This window comes from Pseudomonas sp. NFACC24-1, from assembly GCF_900115235.1.
In the GTDB taxonomy this organism is placed as follows: Bacteria; Pseudomonadota; Gammaproteobacteria; order Pseudomonadales; family Pseudomonadaceae; genus Aquipseudomonas; species Aquipseudomonas fluorescens_AA.
Genome location: NZ_FOVS01000035.1, coordinates 47,568 through 65,871 on the forward strand (window position 1 = coordinate 47,568; position 18,304 = coordinate 65,871).

The following is an 18,304-nucleotide window of genomic DNA, read 5'->3' on the forward strand; positions in this document are numbered from 1 at the left end:
CAAGTCCACAGGTGCCGGCGAGGCGCCTGGCGGCTACAATGCGCGCTTCGACCGTGACCAGCCTGACTAAAAACAAATGTCCTTGCCCAAACATCATCTGGAATTGCTCAGCCCCGCCCGCGACGTGACCATCGCCCGCGAGGCCATCCTGCATGGCGCCGACGCCGTGTACATCGGTGGCCCGAGTTTCGGCGCGCGTCACAACGCCTGCAACGAGGTGGGCGATATTGCCCGGCTGGTGGAGTTCGCCCACCGCTACCACGCCCGTGTGTTCACCACCATCAACACCATCCTGCACGACAACGAACTGGAGCCGGCCCGCCAGCTGATCCACCAGTTGTACGACGCCGGCGTCGACGCGTTGATCGTCCAGGACCTGGGGGTCATGGAGCTGGATATCCCGCCCATCGAGTTGCACGCCAGCACCCAGACCGACATCCGCACCCTGGCCCGGGCAAAGTTTCTCGACCAGGCCGGTTTCTCGCAACTGGTCCTGGCCCGTGAGCTGAACCTGCAGGAAATCCGTGCTATCGCCGACGAGACCGAAGCGGCCATCGAGTTCTTCATCCACGGTGCGCTGTGCGTGGCCTTTTCCGGCCAGTGCAACATCTCCCACGCCCAGAACGGCCGCAGCGCCAACCGTGGCGACTGCTCCCAGGCCTGTCGCCTGCCCTACACCCTCAAGGATGACCAGGGTCGGGTGGTCGCCTATGAAAAACACCTGCTGTCGATGAAAGACAACAACCAGAGCGCCAACATCCGTGCCCTGGTCGAAGCCGGCGTACGTTCGTTCAAGATCGAAGGGCGCTACAAGGACATGGGCTATGTGAAGAACATCACCGCCTATTACCGCCAGCGCCTGGACGATGTCCTCGAAGACCGCCCGGACCTGGCCCGCGCGTCCAGCGGCCGTACCGCACACTTCTTCGTCCCCGACCCGGACAAGACCTTCCACCGTGGCAGCACCGACTATTTCGTCAGCGAGCGCAAGATCGACATCGGTGCCTTTGATTCGCCAACCTTTACCGGCGTGCCGGTGGGCGTGGTGGAAAAAGTCGGCAAGCGCGACCTGCAAGTGGTGACCTTCGATCCGCTGTCCAACGGCGACGGTCTCAACGTACTGGTCAAGCGCGAAGTCGTCGGTTTCCGCGCCAACATCGCCGAGCCCAAGGGCGAATTCGAAGAGGACGGCCAGAAGCGCTACCGCTACCGCGTCGAGCCCAACGAAATGCCGGCCGGCATGCACCAGCTGCGTCCCAACCACCCGTTGAGCCGCAACCTGGATCACAACTGGCAGCAAGCGTTGCTCAAGACCTCCTCGGAGCGCCGCGTCGGCCTGGCCTGGGTCGCGCGCCTGCGGGAAGAGCGCCTGGAGCTGACCGCCACCAGCGAGGAAGGCCTCAGCGCCAGCATCGTCCTGGACGGGCCGTTCGGCCTGGCCAACAAGCCGGAACAGGCCCTGGAGCAATTGCACGACCTGCTTGGCCAACTGGGCACCACCGAATACCACGCCACCGCCATCGAGCTGGATGCGCCCCAGGCGTTCTTCATCCCCAACTCGCAGCTCAAGGCCTTGCGCCGCGAAGCCATCGAGGCCCTGACCGCTGCTCGTGTGGCGGCTCATCCACGGGGTGGCCGCAAGGCCGAGACCAGCCCGCCGCCGGTGTACCCGGAGTCACACCTGTCGTTCCTGGCCAACGTCTACAACCAGAAGGCCCGGGACTTCTATCATCGCCATGGGGTCAAGCTGATCGATGCGGCGTTCGAGGCCCACGAGGAAACCGGCGAAGTGCCGGTGATGATCACCAAGCACTGCCTGCGCTTCTCGTTCAACCTCTGCCCCAAGCAGGCCAAGGGTGTCACCGGCGTGCGTACCAAGGTCGCGCCGATGCAACTGATACATGGCGATGAAGTGCTGACGCTGAAGTTCGACTGCAAACCCTGCGAGATGCATGTGGTCGGCAAGATCAAGGGGCACATCCTTGACCTGCCATTGCCCGGCAGCACGGCGCAGCCCGTGGTGGGCCATATCAGCCCTGAAGACCTGCTCAAGACAATTGCGCGCTCACCGCACTGAGTCCGCAAGGCCTGCTACCCGCGCAGATCCCTGTGGGAGCGGGCTTGCTCGCGAAGGCGGTGTGACAGTCGACATCAATGTAACTGACCCACCGCCTTCGCGAGCAAGCCCGCTCCCACACTGGATCTGCGGTGGAGGAATGGCCGAAATATCCCACCGCCACTTTTCATTTCTGCGCCGTTTTCGCTTTTCCGGGCGACAAATTCTGTTCAAGGGCTCCCCCGCCGCGGGTTCATGGTGTTAGGTTGTAAGTGATTGTTTCATCACACGACACTTCTCCCCTGCAAAGGAATGCCTGCCACCATGAACTTCCCGTTCAAGCGTCTTGCCGTTGCCACCCTCATACTCTCCAGCCTGTCGTCATTCGCGATGTCGGCCAACGCCAATATCACTGCACAACAAAGCGCGACCCTCGTCAAAACCTTCTCCGACACCTCCGTCACTGATTTCCGGCAGTTCCTCGCAGAAGTAGCCAAAAGCGACCTCGCCAAGACCGCGAACCTCGGCCCGGCCATCAGCGCCTTCCAGGACAACAAAACCCTGTCGGCTGACCAACAGAACGAAATCCATCGCCTGCTGGGCCTCTACGCCCGTGTGAAATACGGCACAGCCGCCACCGAGACGCTGAAGGAACTGGTCGCCATCCCGACCTTTCGCAAGGACGGTGTAGCCCAGCACGAGAACCCGGAATTCCTCAAGATCGCCGACAAGATCAAAAGCCTGGCCGAAGCGTTCAAGCTGAACTTCCGCAACATCGACAACCGCGTCTATGAGATTTCCCTCGAAGGCAGCGGTGACGAAGTCGTCGGTATCCATGCCCATGCCGACGTGGTGCCGGTCACGCCGCAAAACTGGGTGTTGAAAGATGGCACCCGCCTCGATCCGTTCAAGGTCACCCTGGTGGGCGACCGCATGTATGGCCGGGGCACCGAAGATGACAAGAACGGCATCGTCGTGGCGCTCTACGCCATGAAGGTCATCAAGGAAGAAAAACTGCCACTGGCGCGCAACTTCAAGCTGCTGGTCGACACCACCGAAGAAACCACCGGCGACGCCATTCCCTATTATTTCGAGCGCAACCCGACGCCCAACTACAACCTGGCGCTGGATGGCGGCTACCCGGTGGTGATTGCCGAGAAAGGCTACGGCACCGTCATGGCGAACTTCGCCCGGCGTACCGCACAGGGCAAGGGCGCGCAAATCACCGCATTGACCGGCGGCCTGGCGACCAATCAGATCCCGTCGACGTCCGTGGCCACCTTTGCCACCGACAAGCCTGCCGAACTGGCCGCCGATCTGCTCAAGGCCGCTACCGAGTATGCCAAGCGCAACGGCGGCAATTTCGAAGTGGGCACCCAGGTCGTCGGCAAGGACGTGGAACTGACCTTCACCGGCGTATCCGCCCACTCCTCCGAGCCCGAGTCAGGCGTCAACCCGGTCGCGCGGATGCTGGACTTCATCAATGGCCTGGACGGCAAGGTCGCGCTCAAACACAACCACATCACCGACGCCGCCCGCTACGCCGCCGACAACTGGGGCCTGGACTATCTGGGCAACAAACTGGGGATTGGCTTTTCCGATGCCTTCATGGGCCCGCTGACCGCGTCCCTGACGTTCGTCGGGATGGATGAGAAGACCTTCAAACTGGCGGTGAACCTGCGGGTGCCGGTCGGCAAGACCACGCAAGCCCTCAAGACTGACATTGCCGACAAACTGGCCGCCTGGAGCAAGAAGTCCCAGGTCGCGGTGGCCTTCGACTATTCCATCGACGAGCCGATGTACCGCAACCCCGAGGGTGAATGGGTCAAGGCGCTGTTGGCCGTGGCCAGTGAGAACCTGGGCATGGAACACAAATACGGCACCTCCGCCGGCGCCACGTCGGTCCATGACCTGCCCAACGGCGTGCAATTCGGCCTGGCGATGCCCGACGTCAAATACACCGGCCACAACGACAACGAGTTCAAGACGGTGGAGCAGTTCCTGTTGGACTTGCAGATCGTGACCGAGATGATGGGGCGGATCGGGCAGTTGCCGAAGTTGTAAATATCCCTGCTCGGGAAAGCCAGTGAGGTTTGCCGGTTCTAATGTGGCGAGGGGATTTATCCCCGCTCGGTTGCGCAGCAACCGCAAAATCGTGGGACTGCTGCGCAGTCCAGCGGGGATAAATCCCCTCGCCACAGGGTTGCTTCATTCCTTCATGTGAGTGGCGCTTGGATCGATGACCTTGGCGGTAATGTCGACCAGTTCCAGCCCCCAATCCCCATGCAGGTACCAATCGTCCCCAATCATCTCGGCCGGGTGCATGGTTCGATCGGCACCGTTGCCACAGGCCAACGCAGTGGTCGGACAGTAACGATCACAACCCCAGCAAATGCGCTCGGGATGTTTGGGACTGATGGGAAAAGGCTTTGCCATGGCGACCCCGCATAACAGATGGGTGTGCCCGTACCCTACCCCGTCGGGACAGCGCCACCCTTGATCCCGATCAAGAACAGCCGCGCGAGAGCAACAGATGCTCCCCGAGCAAAATTTCGCACTGAAAATTGACAAGAATCATTATTATTCGCAGCGAAGCTTCCTAGACTCGGCGCCATCATTTAGCCAGCCAGGAAGTCATCATGCGCCCCGTTGCTCCGTTGTCCCTCACCCTGCTGTTGCTCGCACCGCTGGCCCAAGCCAAGGAATACCCCATCGGCGAACCACAACTGTGCCCGGGGCTGGAAGTCGGTGCGGTGTACCTGCAACCGATCGAAATGGCCCCCACCGGCATGATGCGCGCCACCGCAGATTCGGATGTGCACCTGGAAGCTGACATCCGCGCCACGGCGGACAACCAGCAAGGCTTTCAGGAAGGCAGTTTCGTACCCTATCTCAACGTGTCGTTCCAGCTGAAGAAACAAGGCAACGACACCGAGCTCAAGGGCGACTTCCACGCCATGGTCGCCAATGACGGGCCGCACTACGGTGACAACGTCAAGCTGCTCGGCCCTGGCAAATACCAATTGACCTTCACCGTCCTGCCACCGGCTGACCACGCGTCCCTCGGTCGTCATACCGACAAGGAAACCGGCGTGGCGCCGTGGTTCGAACGTTGCGAGCTGCATTACGAATTCGTTTACGCCGGGATCGGTAAAAAAGGCGGGTACTGAGCATGAGCCGCCGATCCTGGCCGTCATGCCTGGCCTGGCTGATGCTGGCCGTTCTGCTGCTGCCGTCGCTCGCCCAGGCCGAACTGCCCACCTATGAGTTGAGCATGCGCGACGGGCATTTCACGCCGCCGCAGCTGGAAGTGCCGGCCGGGAAACGCTTCAAGATCGTGCTGAAGAATGTCGGCCAGGGCCCGGCGGAATTCGAAAGCACGCCATTGCGCGTCGAAAAAGTGCTCTCGCCCGGCGTCACGACCTTCGTGGTCATCCATCCGCTGCGCCCCGGGCACTATCCGTTTTTCGATGAATTCAACCCGCAACTGCCCGAGGGCGGGATTCTCGCCCAATGATCGTCCAGAAGGAGGCGTTTGCATGACTCAATCGATGTTTATTGTCTGGCGCGAAAGCGTCGAGGCGTTGTTGGTGATCGGTATCCTCCAGGCCTGGGTCAGCCGGCAACAACAGGCCAGCCATCTGTTGCGGTACCTATGGAGCGGCGCACTCCTGGGCTTGCTGTTGTCGGGCGTGCTGGCGGGTTTGATCCTGCTGGCCGGCGAAGCCATGAGTGGTAGCGCCAATGAATGGTTCCAGGCTTCGTTGGCGTTGATCGCGAGTCTGTTGATCGTGCAAATGGTCGGCTGGATGCACCGCAACGCGGGGACACTGAAACAGGTCCTGTCGCGCCAAGCCGACCAGCGCCTGAGCCGTCAGGGTGGCCTGGGCCTGATGGTGCTGGCATTGCTGGCGGTCAGCCGCGAAGGCAGTGAAACCGTGGTCTTCCTGTACGGCGCCGGAGCCCGTTTGCAAGGGCCGTCACTGGGCCTGTTCGCCGTGGGTGCAGTCGCTGGCCTGGTGCTGGCGCTGTTGAGCGTTTCCTTGCTCCACGGCAGTCGTCGGTTCATCTCCTGGCCGCGTTTCTTCGCCATCAGCGAAGCGATCCTGCTGCTGTTGGGTGCGGCGTTGCTGGTTAGCGGCATCGAGCGGATCGGCGGGCAATTGCTCGCGATGGATTGGCCCGAGCCGGTGTACCGTGGCATTGGCGATGCACTGTGGAACAGTAGCGCGATACTGGACGACGGCCATGGCCTGGGCGGATTCCTCGCCGACTTCGCCGGGTATCGCGCCAGTCCCAGCGCGCTGACCTTGCTGGTATGGCTTGGCTATTGGCTGGCCGTCGCAGGATGGTTGCGGACACCCAAGGCGCAAAACCTGCCATGCCCCACCTGAACCCCTGGCTCCAGCGCCTGGGCGACGGCATGCGGCGCCACGGCGCAACCATTCGTTCCGTGCAATGGGCGGTGGTGCTGTTCTACGCGGTGCTGCTGGTGATACCCGCCCTATTACCATTGCCCAGCAGTCAGGCGCACCTGTTCGACAACCTCACGCTGCTGGCGCAGTTTTTGTTCTGGGGCCTGTGGTGGCCGTTCGTATTGCTCTCGATCGTCTTGTTCGGTCGGCTCTGGTGCGGCGTGCTGTGCCCCGAAGGCGCCTTGAGTGAATGGGCCAGTCGCTACGGCAAAGGCCTGGGTGTGCCGAGAAGCGTGCGCTGGGCCGGCTGGCCGACCCTGGCGTTCTGCCTGACGACGATGTATGGCCAGCTCATCAGCGTCTACGACTATGCCCAGGCGGCGCTGCTGATCCTGGGTGGCTCGACCGTCGCGGCAGTGATCGTTGGCCTGCTGTTCGCCCGGGGCAAGCGAGTGTGGTGCCGTTATCTGTGCCCGGTCAGTGGCGTCTTCGCCCTCCTCGCCCGCCTGGCACCGATGCACTTTCAGGTAGACGAACAACGCTGGCTGGAAAACCCTGCGCCGCGTCGCCCCGCACCCAACTGCGCGCCCTTGCTGGACATCCGCCGAATGCGCGGTGCCACCGATTGCCACGCCTGTGGTCGCTGCAGCGGTCAGCGCGATGCGGTGCGCCTGATCGCCCGCTCCAGCAACCAGGAAATCCTTCAGTCAACGCCCACCACGCTCTCGCCCTGGGATGTGCGCTTGCTGTTGTTCGGCGTCATCGGCCTGGCCATGGGGGCCTTTCAATGGACCGTCAGCCCCTGGTTCATCGCCCTGAAGCAGGCACTGGCGCAATGGCTGGTGGCACACGACCTGTTATGGCCGCTGCAAGACAACGCGCCCTGGTGGTTGCTGACGCACTACCCGCAACTCAACGACAGCTTCAGCTGGCTCGATGGCTTTTGCATCGTCGGTTATCTGGGCATGAGTGCCCTGTTGCTGGGGACTTCGCTGATGCTGCTGATGCGCCTGGCAGCACGACTCGCGGGCAATCCCGCAGAATATTTGCCCCTGGCCCTCACCCTGACACCCCTTGGCGGTGCCGGCCTGTTCCTCGGTCTATCGGCCACCACCGTCAAATTGCTGCGCTATGAAGGGCTGTTGCTGGAATGGGTGCAGCCGGCTCGAGCCGGGTTGTTGGTGGCGGCGATGGCCTGGAGCCTGTGGCTGGGTTGGAAGCGCCTGGAGCAGATGGAGGCATCGCCCGTTCAGCGACTGCCCGCCATGGCCTGCCTGATAGTGGCCAGCGGTTGGGTGGGGTATGGTTGGTGGTTGCAGTTTTGGGGGTGGTGACACACTAAATACTGTGGGAGCGGGTGCTCTCAACATCTGGGCTCAACACAAAATCCTTGTGGGAGCGGGCTTGCTCGCGAAGGCGTTGGTACATCCAACATCATCGCAAGCTGACCCACCGCTTTCGCGAGCAAGCCCGCTCCCACAGGGGGTGGCGGGCAATCACTCAACCCAGCGTGCGTTCAACTGCGTAATACAAACGAGGGAAACAACTCGCGCATGGCGGCCCATAATTCGGGCTGCAAGGCCTGCGCCGAGACACTGGAAAGATGCGGATCGAGCATCCGCGCGGTGCGCACCAGTTGCACAGCAAACCGGGTGACACCGCGCTCGCTCAGGCGTCGGGCCAGGGTCAGCAACCGCTCCGGGTCGAACAGATGCCAGTGCACCGTCGTGCGACATTCATAATCAACGCCGCTGTCCAGCAGGTGGTCGAGGCTGCGCCAGTTGGCAGTGCCGCTGCCTTCGACCCGGGTCACGTCCAGGGCATCTTCGGGCAAGGCCTTGATGTCGAAGCCGACCCAGTCGGCCAGGCCGACCACTTTGGCGAAGGCCGCCGGTTTGATACCGGCGCTGTGCAGGCCGATGCGAAACCCCATTTGCCGCACCTCCTCCATCGCTGGCGCCAGGCCGTCCTGCAAGGTCGGCTCACCGCCGCTGAACACCACGGCGTCGAGCAGGTCCTGACGGCGTTGCAGGAACGCCAACACCCGGCACCACTCCACCTCCTCACTGCCGCGCGGCGGGATCAGTTGCGGGTTGTGACAATAACGACACCGCCAGGCACATCCCTGGCAAAACAGCACACAGGCCAGTTGGCCCGGATAATCGAGGGTGGTCAGGGGCACCATGCCCCCGACCCGTAGCACTCGACTCATGGACGCCCGGCCGCACGTTCGGTGAAGTGCACCCGCTCACGATGCTCGGATTGCTTACCGGGGTTGAAGGCCGCCACCGGGCGGTGATATCCCATCACCCGGGTCCAGACTTCGCAACGTTGACGCTGTGCGGGTGGAAGGCTTTGTGATGCATTCATGGGTGAAGCTCCTTGCAGTCGATGGATCGGATCAGTGAACGCTGCCTGCCAACTGCTGTTGCAGCAGCAAGGCCTCGTCGCATTTGGGGCAAAACTCGTGTTCGCCGGCCAGGTAGCCGTGCACCGGGCAGATGGAAAAGGTCGGTGTGATGGTCAGGTACGGCAGGCGAAAACGGCCCAGGGCCTTGCGCACCAGTTGCTTGCAGGCCTGGGTCGAGGAAATCTGCTCGGCCATGTACAGGTGCAACACGGTGCCGCCGGTGTATTTGCATTGCAGTTCATCCTGCAACTCCAGGGCTTCGAATGGATCGTCGGTGAACCCCACCGGCAGTTGCGAAGAGTTGGTGTAGTACGGCGCGACCGGGCTGCCAGCCTGCAGGATATCCGGGTAGCGCTTGAGGTCTTCCTTGGCGAAGCGGTACGTGGTGCCTTCGGCGGGTGTGGCTTCGAGGTTGTAGAGGTGGCCGGTTTCCTCCTGGAAACGCAGCAACGTGGCCCGCACGTGATCCAGCAGTTTCAAAGCGAATGCCCGGCCCTGCTCGGTGTGCAGGCCTTGCTGGTCATCGGTGAAATTGCGCAGCATTTCATGCAGGCCGTTCACGCCAATGGTGGAGAAGTGATTGCGCAACGTGCCGAGGTAGCGCTTGGTGTAGGGGTACAAACCGGCGTCCATGTGATGCTGGATGACCTTGCGCTTGACCTCCAGGCTCTCTTTCGCCAGTTCCATCAGGGTATCGATGCGTTGCAGTAGCCCGCTGGTGTTGCCTTTGTACAGGTAGCCCAGGCGCGCGCAGTTGATCGTCACCACGCCCAGGGAACCGGTCTGTTCCGCCGAACCGAACAGGCCGCCGCCGCGCTTGAGCAGCTCGCGCACGTCCAGTTGCAGGCGGCAGCACATCGACCGCACTTGGTTGGGTTGCATGTCCGAGTTGAGGAAGTTCTGGAAATACGGCAAGCCGTAGCGGGCGGTCATTTCGAAAAGCCGGTCGGCGTTCTCGCTGTCCCACGGGAAGTCATGGGTGATGTTGTAGGTCGGGATCGGGAACGTGAAGACCCGGCCTTTCGCATCGCCGGCCTGCATCACCTCGATGTAGGCGCGGTTGATCAGTTCCATTTCCGCTTGCAGGTCACCGTAGGCGAACGGCATTTCTTCACCGCCGATCACCGGGATCTGTTCGCGCAGGTCCTGGGGGCAGACCCAGTCGAACGTCAGGTTGGTGAACGGGGTTTGCGTGCCCCAGCGCGACGGCACGTTGAGGTTGTAGATGAACTCCTGCAACGACTGGCGAACCTGGTCGTAGCTGAGCCGGTCCTTGCGCACATAGGGCGCCAGGTAGGTGTCGAACGAGCTGAACGCCTGGGCGCCGGCCCATTCGTTTTGCAGGGTGCCGAGGAAATTCACCATCTGTCCCAGGGCGCTGCTCAAGTGCTTGGGCGGCCCGGCCTCTACCCGCCCTGGCACGCCGTTGAGGCCTTCGTGCAAGAGGGTGCGCAAGGACCAGCCGGCACAATAGCCGGCGAGTATGTCCAGGTCGTGGATATGCAGGTCCGCCTCGCGGTGCGCCTCGCCGATGGCCTGGCTGTAGACTTCGTCGAGCCAGTAATTGGCGGTGACCTTGCCCGATACGTTGAGGATCAGGCCGCCGAGGGAATAGCCCTGGTTGGCGTTGGCCTGCACGCGCCAGTCCTCGCGATCCAGGTATTCGTTCATCGAAGTGGCGACTTCCACCAGCGTACGACGATCCCGACGCAGGCGTCCGTGTTGTTCGCGATAGACGATGTAGGCGCGCATGGACAGGAAATACCCGGCGTCCATCAGAACCCGCTCGACGCGGTCCTGGATCTGCTCGACGCTCAACCGCGTCTGCCCTTCCAGCCGCGCCAATACCGCCTCGAGCAACCCTTTGGCCTCGGCTTCGGCGTACTCACCGGTGGCCTTGCCGGCGGCGATCAGCGCCTGGCGGATCTTGTCCGCATCAAAGGCGACCACACTGCCATCGCGCTTGTGCAAGCGGTTACACCCTACTGAGATCAACGTGCTCTGCATTTTGGCTCCAGACACTACATATAGGCTTTTTAATTTCTATAAACACAATATGCAGTGGAGAGTACGGCCAAATGATCGAGTTGCAATTGATCGATATCAAGAATCGGGGGCGGCGACCGACCTGCCTGGAAGGGAGCAATGGGCCTCGCACAAGGGGATTGGAGCATGGCTGGAAGAATCAGGTTGGCTGACAGGCCGCCTTCGCGAGCAAGCTCGCTCCACCTGGGTTCTTGGAGCCCCACAGATTTTGCATCCGCCCACAATCCCTTGTGGGAGTTGAGCTTGCTCGCGATAGCGGTGGGTCAGCTTGCATCGGGATTGAATGTGCCAACGTCATCGCGAGCAAGCTCAGCTCCCACACGAGTACTTGGGTGCCCAATGATTCAACGTCCGCCCACAATCTTTCCGGTGACAGGGTTCCACATCAAGCCACCATGTGCTTCTCACGATGAAACTCAAGGTACAGCACAGTCCGGTGAGCCCTGGACGCATTGACCGCAAAGTGGTCCAAGGATCCATCGAAAATCACCAGATTACCGTTGGTGCTCTGGTTGAAGCTGCCATTGACATTAAGGTAGGCATAGTTCTGCGTGGTAGGCGCGTCGATGGTCAATTGCATGTGCAGCAGACCTTCTTCCCAAGTGCCGGTATGAGAATGCGTACCGAGGAACACGTTGGGTTCCATGCGCAACAAGGCGCAAAGCTTGATGCCGGGAATCTTGCTCAGCAGCTCGATGGTCCCGGGCATGGCGTCGCGGGCGTAGGGGATCGGGGTGTCGTAGGCCACCAGGCCGTACTGGGTCCACTCCGGCATGATATCCATGTCGTCGCCCCATCCCCAGAGCCAGCCATACTCTCCCCCAGCCGCCATGTGAGCGTCGATCTCCTCGACGATCTCGGCGATCTGCTTGCCCACGCGGTTGATCGTCAGGGTTGGCGCATCGAGGGCCAGAAATTCCTCGCGGATCACTTCCCAGTTGTCGGCCAGGTTCTTCAGTTGCGGAAAACGGCTGGGGTCATAAAACGACGGGCGCATAGGTACTCCTTTTATTGAGATTGTCGATTCCGCTGGCGATGCCAGATAGTCCTGTCCGCCGGGTGAAAGAGGCGCGGCAGGAGAGCCTGCCAAGGTTGACCCACCGGGCTTGGCCTGTCTGTCACGGGAATCAGGTACACCGGGGCCGACCGGCATTACAGGGGCTCGACCTGGGGTGTCTCGATCATCCGCGCCCCCGCCGCCGGCGCCGGGGGCTCGTCCAGTCGACGCATCGGTCCATACAGCAAGACGCTCAATGGCAGGAACGCGAACAACCCGCCGGCCACCACGAACAGCAACCCCACACCACGCCCCGGCCCCACGCCCAGCCAACGTCCGATCGAGTCGGCATAAAGACCGCCGGGCATCAGCGCTGGCTGGAACCAGTGGTCCACCAGGAAACCGCCGACGATCACCGCCAGGCTGGTGGTGGCGATGGTCAACATGCTGATCAATGCAAACACGCTGGCACGGCTGCCGGCGGGGATCCTGCGCATCCACAGCGAGTTCACGCTGGCGTCGGCGATGCTCGCCATGGTGATCGCGACAAAGGCCAGTGCGCAGTAGGCGAAGGTCTGCGAGACCAGCCCCAAGGCGACGACACAGCCCGCCAACAACAGATCGGCCACCGCCACCAGCGCCATCAACCGACGTGGATTGCCCATCGAGATCAGCAGCCCCGCGCCCGCCAGCCCACCCAGGGCCGCCCAGGTGTAGGCCATGCCCAAGGCCTGGCTGCCCAGGGTCGACAGCAGCAACGGCGTCATCATCAGGGTGGCCAGTGACAGCAGCGCCGTGCGCATCATGGTGTAGACCAGCAGGCCGGCCATCAGCCGCTCGGCGACAAAGAACTTCAGCGCCGCGGCGACATTTCCCAGCGCCCCGCCAAACACCGTGCCTTTGGGCCCGCCGTCCTGACGACCCGGTGCCCCTCGCACATGGGAGAACGCCTTGATCACCAGCAAGGTGCCGGAGCAGAAGGTCAGCAGGTCCACCGCCAGGATCGTCACCAACCCGGCACTGGCCATGATCGCCCCCGCCAACAACGGTGCCACCAGGGCCGACGCGTTCTTGCTGATACTGATCAATCCCGAGGCCCGGGTGAACTTGTCAGGGGCGACAATCGTACTGACAGCGGCCTGATAGGCCGGTTTGCGAAAGGCGCCGACAATCGACGCCAGACAATTGAAAATGTACAGGTGCAACGGCTCCAGGCGTTCGAACCAGAGCAGCGCCATGACCCCAAGGAGCAGCACCGCCAGGGTCACATCGCAACAGACAATGATCACCCGGTGGCTGATCCGGTCGGCCAGCCCACCCGCCAAGGGCAAGAACAACACCGCCGGCAATGTCGCCGCCAGTACCACGTTGGCGAAGGCCACCGCCGAGCCGGTATGGTTGTACACCCAGACACCCAGGGCGAATTCCATCAGCGCCGTGCCCACCACCGCCAGCGACTCGCCGCACCAGAGGAAATAGAAACCGCGCCCCAGGTCAAAACCCCGGCGGCCGCTCCCCACGCTCATGGGCGCACATCGCGAGGCGTGACCACACCGATCAACGTGTCCAGCAGACGATAGGCCAGGGAATAAAGCACCGCGCCCAATATCAACGGCGCAAAACGGGAAAACAGATAGGTCCGCAACACCCGCCTGGCGATGGGCGAACTGATGTTGCCGCTGACGTGCAAGGGCGTCGGGAACGTCGCCGCGACGGTTGCGCCGAATTCATCGTCCATCGATTGCACGGCGTGCCACCAGTAGACCGGGATGTACAGCGCATCCCCCGGCTCCACCACCGTGCGCAGCGCTCGCAATGCTTGAGTGCCAGGGAAGCGCCCGGTGTCGATGTCGTACAGGTAGCCCGCCTCTTCGATCACCGGGCGCAAGGCCCGCCAGCTGGTTTCGTCCGGCGGTAACAGCAACACTTCCTTGGCACCGACGACCTGGGCCATGAACGTTTCATCGACGACATGGAAGTGCCAATCGGTATAGGAGTTGCGGTACAGGAAACTGCGATGGGGCGGGTAGTGCCGGGACTTGCCCAACTGCGGCATGAAAGGCAACCCACCGACATCCTCCTTCATCGGCTCGATGGCCGAGCCTTCGGAGAACCGGCAGCTGTCGGCCACCAACGGCGAATCACCCACGTTCAGGTCGTCGAGAAACTGGTGGAACGGCATTTCCCGATAGACCGTGTTGGCATACTCGGTCAGCTCGGCCTTGACCTTCGGGTTGGACCAACCGATGACCTCGGAAACGATCTGCGAGCGCACCACCACCGCACTGTTGCGCGAGTGCGCCTTGAGGTAGTCCAGGCGTTGCCATTTCTGGAAAGCCGGCCAATGCCGTACCGCATTCTTGACCAGGCAGGGACGGTTGCGGTTGACGTAGCGGCGGGTGAAATCCTCTTTGGAAATCGCCAGCGCATCGATCACGTCGACCGCGCCTGCCTGTGGGTGATTGGGAAAGCGGGACAAGCTCCAGAACTTCGTCGCTGGGCGGTCCGATTCGGCGGTTAATGGCATGTTCGACCCTCGCAAGCACACTCAGGGCCGTTGGTATAACAGACTCGCGCGACCACGCCCAAGCGCCGCAAAGCCACGTTCCGCGCCGTTGTCCCTGCTTCCCATGACAGACATCCCAAGGCGGATGCTCTAATTTTTTCTCACTTTGTGAAGGGATATCAGGCGCAGCCGAACGGCAGGACGGGACCCTCGACGGCTCGCAACGCAGCCCTCGCCGCCCCGTCGTCCCCAGCGCTTTGCACCGCCCCCGATGTCCTTCTCCACGGCTATTGATTCCGCCGACTGGCAGTCGTCCAGGCCTTCACCACTGCCATTCGAACGGAGACAAACCTCAATCGATTCTGCAAGCAGGTGCTCCGAAATGGATTCGTCGACCGATATGTTGCCTACCCAAGACTCCGCGTCCCACGAGCTGGCGTCCGTCCAGCAGGGCATCTGGCTGGATCAGCTCGCACACCCGGACCTGCCCTACTACAACATCGGCATGTCCTTGGAGATCAAGGGCCAGATCGACATTGCATTGTTCGAGAAAGCCATCGAGCTGGTCGCCAACCGGCACGACACCCTGCGCCTGAGCTTCAGTCATGAAGGCGGCACCGGCCGCCAGCGCGTGCTGCCCGAGGTCAAGGTAAACATGGAGGTAGTGGAGTTCTCCGAGGCCGACGCCGAGGCCGGCCTGGCCATGGACTACCTGCGCAATGCCTTTCGGCAGCCCTTCGAATCCTTGACGGGCCGACTCTGGGAGGCACGCATGGTCCGCTGCGGCCCGAACCGCCATTACTGGCTCGCCCGCTACCACCACCTGGTCACCGACGGCATTGGCGTAGCCCTGATCGGCCATGCCGTGGGGACGGCCTACAATGCCCTGCTGGCCGGCAACGATGAAGTCGCCCAAGGGCACTCCTACCTGTCGTTCCTGGAGGATGACCGGGCCTACCTGGCCTCGTCCCGCTATGAGCGCGACCGCCAGTTCTGGCAGGAAACCTACGCACAGATGCCGCCGTCGCTGCTGCAGCGCCGGGCCGATTTCAAGACAGGCCAGGCCAATGAGCTGGCCCCCAGTGCCCAGGTCCAGGCGATGCTGCCCCGGGCGCTGTACAACGCGTTGACGCAATTTTCCAGCGAACGCAGCTTGTCGGTCGCCCATGTGCTGATCAGCGTGGTCGCCACCTATTTCTGCCGCACCGTGGGCGTCGATGAAATCGTCATCGGCATGCCCGTGCATAACCGCACCACTGCCCGGGCGAAAGAAACCGCGGGCATGTTTTCCTCGGTCAGTCCGATCCGCCTGCCCGTCGACTTCGACGCCTCGCTGCTGGACTTGATGCACGCCGCTGGCGGGCAACTGCGCCGCTGCTACCGCCATCAGCGCTTCCCCATCGCCGAACTCAACCGCACCCTGCGCCTGGCACAGACCGGGCGTCGACAGCTGTTCGACGTGTCACTGTCGTTCGAAAGCCTGGACGGCGACGATCAGTTCGGCGGCACCTCGTCCACGGTCATCACCATGGACAACGGCTACGAGCAGACGCCCATGGCGATCTTCGTGCGCGATTATCATCCGTTCGAAGACGTCCACCTGGACTTCAACTTCAACACCGCCTACTTCAGCCTGGAAGAAGCCCGGCACCTGCAACAACGCATCGTCTCGATGCTCGAGGCAGTGCTGGAGCAGCATGCAACGCCCGTGGGGCAGTACCCGCTCATGAGCCAGGTCGAGCGGCAACGCGTGCAAGTCGAATTCAACGCCACGGCCCGCGACTATCCGCAGGATGTGTTGATCCATCAATTGTTCGAACAGCAAGCCCGGCAGCGTCCGCACGCCTGTGCCGTGCGCGGCGATACCGGGCCGTTGCTCAGCTATGAACAACTCAACCGCCAGGCCAATCGGTTGGCCCATCGCCTGATCGAGCTGGGCGTGAAACCGGATGACCGAGTGGCCGTGAGCCTGAGGCGGGGACCGGACATGGTCGTCGCCCTGCTGGGGGTTCTCAAGGCCGGGGCGGCCTACGTGCCCATCGACCCGGACCTGCCGAATGCTCGCCAGGCATTCATGCTCGACGACAGCAGCCCTCGGGCCATACTGACCAGCCAGGCGTTGCAAGGCCTGCTGCCAGCCTCGAGTGCGCCGCTGCTGGCCCTCGATGATCATGCACAACTGGCCGCTCAACCCGAACACAACCCGGACCCGCAAGTCCTCGGCCTGAGCCCCACTCACTTGGCCTACGTGCTCTACACCTCCGGCTCCACCGGTACCCCCAAGGGGGTGATGAATGAACACCTCGGCGTGGTCAACCGACTGTTGTGGGCCCGGGATGAATACGGCGTCGATGCCACCGACCGCGTGCTGCAAAAGACCCCGTTCGGTTTCGATGTGTCGGTCTGGGAATTCTTCCTGCCGCTGCTGGCCGGGGCCGAACTGGTCATGGCGCGCCCGGGCGGCCATCAGGAACCGGACTACCTGGCCCGGCTGATGCGCCAGGCCAGCGTCACGATGTTGCACTTCGTGCCGTCGATGCTCGACCTGTTCCTCGAACACCATGACGGGCAGGCATTCCCTGACCTGCGACGCGTGTTGTGCAGCGGCGAAGCCCTGCCCCGCAGCCTGCAAAGGCGTTTCGAACGGCAGCTGCCAGAGATCGAACTGCATAACCTCTATGGCCCGACCGAAGCGGCCATCGACGTGACGGCCTGGCAGTGCCGCGCCAGTGATCCTGGCGAAAGCGTGCCCATCGGCCGGCCGATCGCCAATATCCAGATGTACGTGCTCGATGGCCGTGGCGCACCACAACCGCTGGGTGTTGCCGGGGAAATCCACATTGGTGGTATCGGCGTGGCAAGGGGTTACCTGAACCAACCGCAATTGAGCGCCGAGCGCTTTATCGCCGATCCGTTCAGCACCGAGCCGAACGCGCGTCTGTACAAGACCGGCGACCTCGGCCGCTGGCTCGCCAATGGTGCCCTGGAGTACTTGGGCCGCAACGACTTCCAAGTGAAGATCCGTGGTTTGCGCATCGAAATCGGTGAAGTCGAAGCGGCCCTGGCGTTGTGCCCGGGTGTCCGTGAAGTGGTGGTCATTGCCCGGGAAGACCACCCCGGGCAGTCGGAAGGCAAGCGCCTGGTCGCCTACGTCTGCGGCGAGCCGATCCCGGCCGAACAACTGCGCAGCACCCTGCTCAAGCACCTGCCCGAATACATGGTGCCCAGCGCCTTCGTCCACCTCGATGCCCTGCCCCTGACCGCCAACGGCAAGCTCGACCGTCGCGCCCTGCCGGCGCCCGGCCTGGAAGCCCTGGCCAGCAAAACCTACGAGGCGCCCCAGGGCGACACTGAAATCGCCCTCGCCGAGATCTGGAAAGACCTGCTGCAACTGGATCAGGTCGGCCGCCACGACGGCTTCCTCGAACTCGGCGGCCATTCCCTGCTGACCGTGCAGTTGCAGGCCCGCCTGCACCAGGACCTCGGCGTCGAGATCGACCTGCGCACCCTCTTCGCCCAGACCTCGCTGAGCGAACTGGCCCAACGGGTGGAACAGGCCGGGCACTCCCACGTCCAGCCCATCGACGTGGTGTCCCGCGAGCAAGCGTTGCCGCTGTCCCTGGCCCAGCAACGCCTGTGGTTCCTCGATCAACTGGACCACGCCGCCAGCGTGGCCTACCACATGCCCGCCGCCCTGCACCTGCGCGGCAGCCTGGATCGCAACGCCTTGCAACGCGCCCTGGACCGCATCGTCGCCCGTCACGAAAGCCTGCGCACCACCTTCGAACGCCGTGACGGCGAGGTCCGCCAGCGCTTCGCCGCCACCGACAGCGGCTTCGCCTTGCAGGAACACGACCTGCAAGCCCTGGATGCC

14 protein-coding genes are annotated in these 18,304 nt (G+C 62.6%); 7 read left to right on the forward strand and 7 right to left on the reverse strand.

Annotated features, from left to right (window positions below; translation table 11 throughout):
- Nucleotides 1-76 precede the first annotated feature (76 nt).
- Nucleotides 77-2,077, forward strand: a complete 2,001-nt coding sequence (locus BM317_RS24990) for a peptidase U32 family protein (RefSeq protein ID WP_092174553.1) — start codon at nt 77-79, stop codon at nt 2,075-2,077.
- Between the two features lie 303 nt (nt 2,078-2,380).
- Entirely contained in the window at nt 2,381-4,120 is a 1,740-nt protein-coding gene (locus BM317_RS24995; RefSeq protein WP_092174548.1) for a dipeptidase, read from the forward strand.
- A 144-nt stretch (nt 4,121-4,264) separates the two neighbouring features.
- Here the strand turns inward: BM317_RS24995 and BM317_RS25000 are convergent, their stop codons facing one another.
- On the reverse strand, nt 4,265-4,492 hold the full coding sequence (locus BM317_RS25000; RefSeq protein ID WP_060742110.1) for a DUF3079 domain-containing protein: 228 nt from the start codon (nt 4,490-4,492) through the stop codon (nt 4,265-4,267).
- A 203-nt stretch (nt 4,493-4,695) separates the two neighbouring features.
- Between BM317_RS25000 and BM317_RS25005 the strand changes: the two genes are divergently transcribed.
- From BM317_RS25005 to BM317_RS25020, 4 genes are read left to right on the forward strand one after another with little or no spacing between them, the layout of a single operon-like run.
- A complete protein-coding gene (locus tag BM317_RS25005) occupies nt 4,696-5,226 on the forward strand; it encodes an iron transporter (protein WP_092174544.1) in 531 nt (176 codons plus the stop codon).
- Nucleotides 5,227-5,228: 2 nt separating this feature from the next.
- Nucleotides 5,229-5,573: a cupredoxin domain-containing protein gene (locus tag BM317_RS25010; protein ID WP_092476643.1), complete on the forward strand. Its 345-nt coding sequence runs from the start codon at nt 5,229-5,231 to the stop codon at nt 5,571-5,573.
- A gap of 22 nt (nt 5,574-5,595) precedes the next feature.
- Nucleotides 5,596-6,450 carry an FTR1 family iron permease gene (locus BM317_RS25015; RefSeq protein ID WP_092174535.1) on the forward strand — a complete coding sequence of 285 codons (855 nt, stop codon included), beginning with the start codon at nt 5,596-5,598 and terminating at the stop codon, nt 6,448-6,450.
- Nucleotides 6,438-7,805, forward strand: coding sequence for a 4Fe-4S binding protein (locus tag BM317_RS25020; protein WP_092476646.1), 1,368 nt, complete (start codon nt 6,438-6,440; stop codon nt 7,803-7,805). The genes BM317_RS25015 and BM317_RS25020 overlap by 13 nt, the downstream gene beginning before the upstream one ends.
- 182 nt (nt 7,806-7,987) lie before the next feature.
- Here BM317_RS25020 and BM317_RS25025 read toward each other — a convergent pair whose 3' ends face one another.
- The 6 genes from BM317_RS25025 to BM317_RS25050 form a co-directional block, all read right to left on the reverse strand.
- Complete coding sequence (locus BM317_RS25025; protein ID WP_256574241.1) at nt 7,988-8,683, reverse strand: anaerobic ribonucleoside-triphosphate reductase activating protein; 696 nt, start codon at nt 8,681-8,683, stop codon at nt 7,988-7,990.
- The gene (gene nrdD, locus BM317_RS25030) at nt 8,680-8,841 is read right to left on the reverse strand and encodes an anaerobic ribonucleoside-triphosphate reductase (protein ID WP_092174522.1); all 162 of its coding nucleotides are present in this window, start codon (nt 8,839-8,841) and stop codon (nt 8,680-8,682) included. The genes BM317_RS25025 and nrdD overlap by 4 nt, the downstream gene beginning before the upstream one ends.
- A gap of 31 nt (nt 8,842-8,872) precedes the next feature.
- The gene (locus tag BM317_RS25035; protein ID WP_092476650.1) at nt 8,873-10,888 is read right to left on the reverse strand and encodes a ribonucleoside triphosphate reductase; all 2,016 of its coding nucleotides are present in this window, start codon (nt 10,886-10,888) and stop codon (nt 8,873-8,875) included.
- A 424-nt stretch (nt 10,889-11,312) separates the two neighbouring features.
- Nucleotides 11,313-11,924, reverse strand: a complete 612-nt coding sequence (locus BM317_RS25040) for an aspartyl/asparaginyl beta-hydroxylase domain-containing protein (RefSeq protein WP_060742635.1) — start codon at nt 11,922-11,924, stop codon at nt 11,313-11,315.
- 155 nt (nt 11,925-12,079) lie between these two features.
- On the reverse strand, nt 12,080-13,450 hold the full coding sequence (locus tag BM317_RS25045) for an MFS transporter (protein WP_092174513.1): 1,371 nt from the start codon (nt 13,448-13,450) through the stop codon (nt 12,080-12,082).
- Complete coding sequence (locus BM317_RS25050; protein WP_092174508.1) at nt 13,447-14,451, reverse strand: cupin-like domain-containing protein; 1,005 nt, start codon at nt 14,449-14,451, stop codon at nt 13,447-13,449. The genes BM317_RS25045 and BM317_RS25050 overlap by 4 nt, the downstream gene beginning before the upstream one ends.
- 361 nt (nt 14,452-14,812) lie before the next feature.
- Here BM317_RS25050 and BM317_RS25055 point away from each other — a divergent pair.
- On the forward strand, nt 14,813-18,304 hold a 3,492-nt coding region (locus tag BM317_RS25055), incomplete at its 3' end, for a non-ribosomal peptide synthetase (RefSeq protein WP_139236063.1).

Bases quoted from the DNA above. Each gene is read 5' to 3' on its own strand.
- BM317_RS25045 (WP_092174513.1), bottom strand. From the start codon at position 13,450: ATGAGCGTGGGGAGCGGCCGCCGGGGTTTTGACCTGGGGCGCGGTTTC.
- nrdD (WP_092174522.1), bottom strand. From the start codon at position 8,841: ATGAATGCATCACAAAGCCTTCCACCCGCACAGCGTCAACGTTGCGAA.
- BM317_RS25050 (WP_092174508.1), bottom strand. From the start codon at position 14,451: ATGCCATTAACCGCCGAATCGGACCGCCCAGCGACGAAGTTCTGGAGC.
- BM317_RS25040 (WP_060742635.1), bottom strand. From the start codon at position 11,924: ATGCGCCCGTCGTTTTATGACCCCAGCCGTTTTCCGCAACTGAAGAAC.
- BM317_RS25025 (WP_256574241.1), bottom strand. From the start codon at position 8,683: ATGAGTCGAGTGCTACGGGTCGGGGGCATGGTGCCCCTGACCACCCTC.
- BM317_RS24990 (WP_092174553.1), top strand. From the start codon at position 77: ATGTCCTTGCCCAAACATCATCTGGAATTGCTCAGCCCCGCCCGCGAC.
- BM317_RS24995 (WP_092174548.1), top strand. From the start codon at position 2,381: ATGAACTTCCCGTTCAAGCGTCTTGCCGTTGCCACCCTCATACTCTCC.
- BM317_RS25035 (WP_092476650.1), bottom strand. From the start codon at position 10,888: ATGCAGAGCACGTTGATCTCAGTAGGGTGTAACCGCTTGCACAAGCGC.
- BM317_RS25000 (WP_060742110.1), bottom strand. From the start codon at position 4,492: ATGGCAAAGCCTTTTCCCATCAGTCCCAAACATCCCGAGCGCATTTGC.
- BM317_RS25020 (WP_092476646.1), top strand. From the start codon at position 6,438: ATGCCCCACCTGAACCCCTGGCTCCAGCGCCTGGGCGACGGCATGCGG.
- BM317_RS25015 (WP_092174535.1), top strand. From the start codon at position 5,596: ATGACTCAATCGATGTTTATTGTCTGGCGCGAAAGCGTCGAGGCGTTG.
- BM317_RS25005 (WP_092174544.1), top strand. From the start codon at position 4,696: ATGCGCCCCGTTGCTCCGTTGTCCCTCACCCTGCTGTTGCTCGCACCG.
- BM317_RS25010 (WP_092476643.1), top strand. From the start codon at position 5,229: ATGAGCCGCCGATCCTGGCCGTCATGCCTGGCCTGGCTGATGCTGGCC.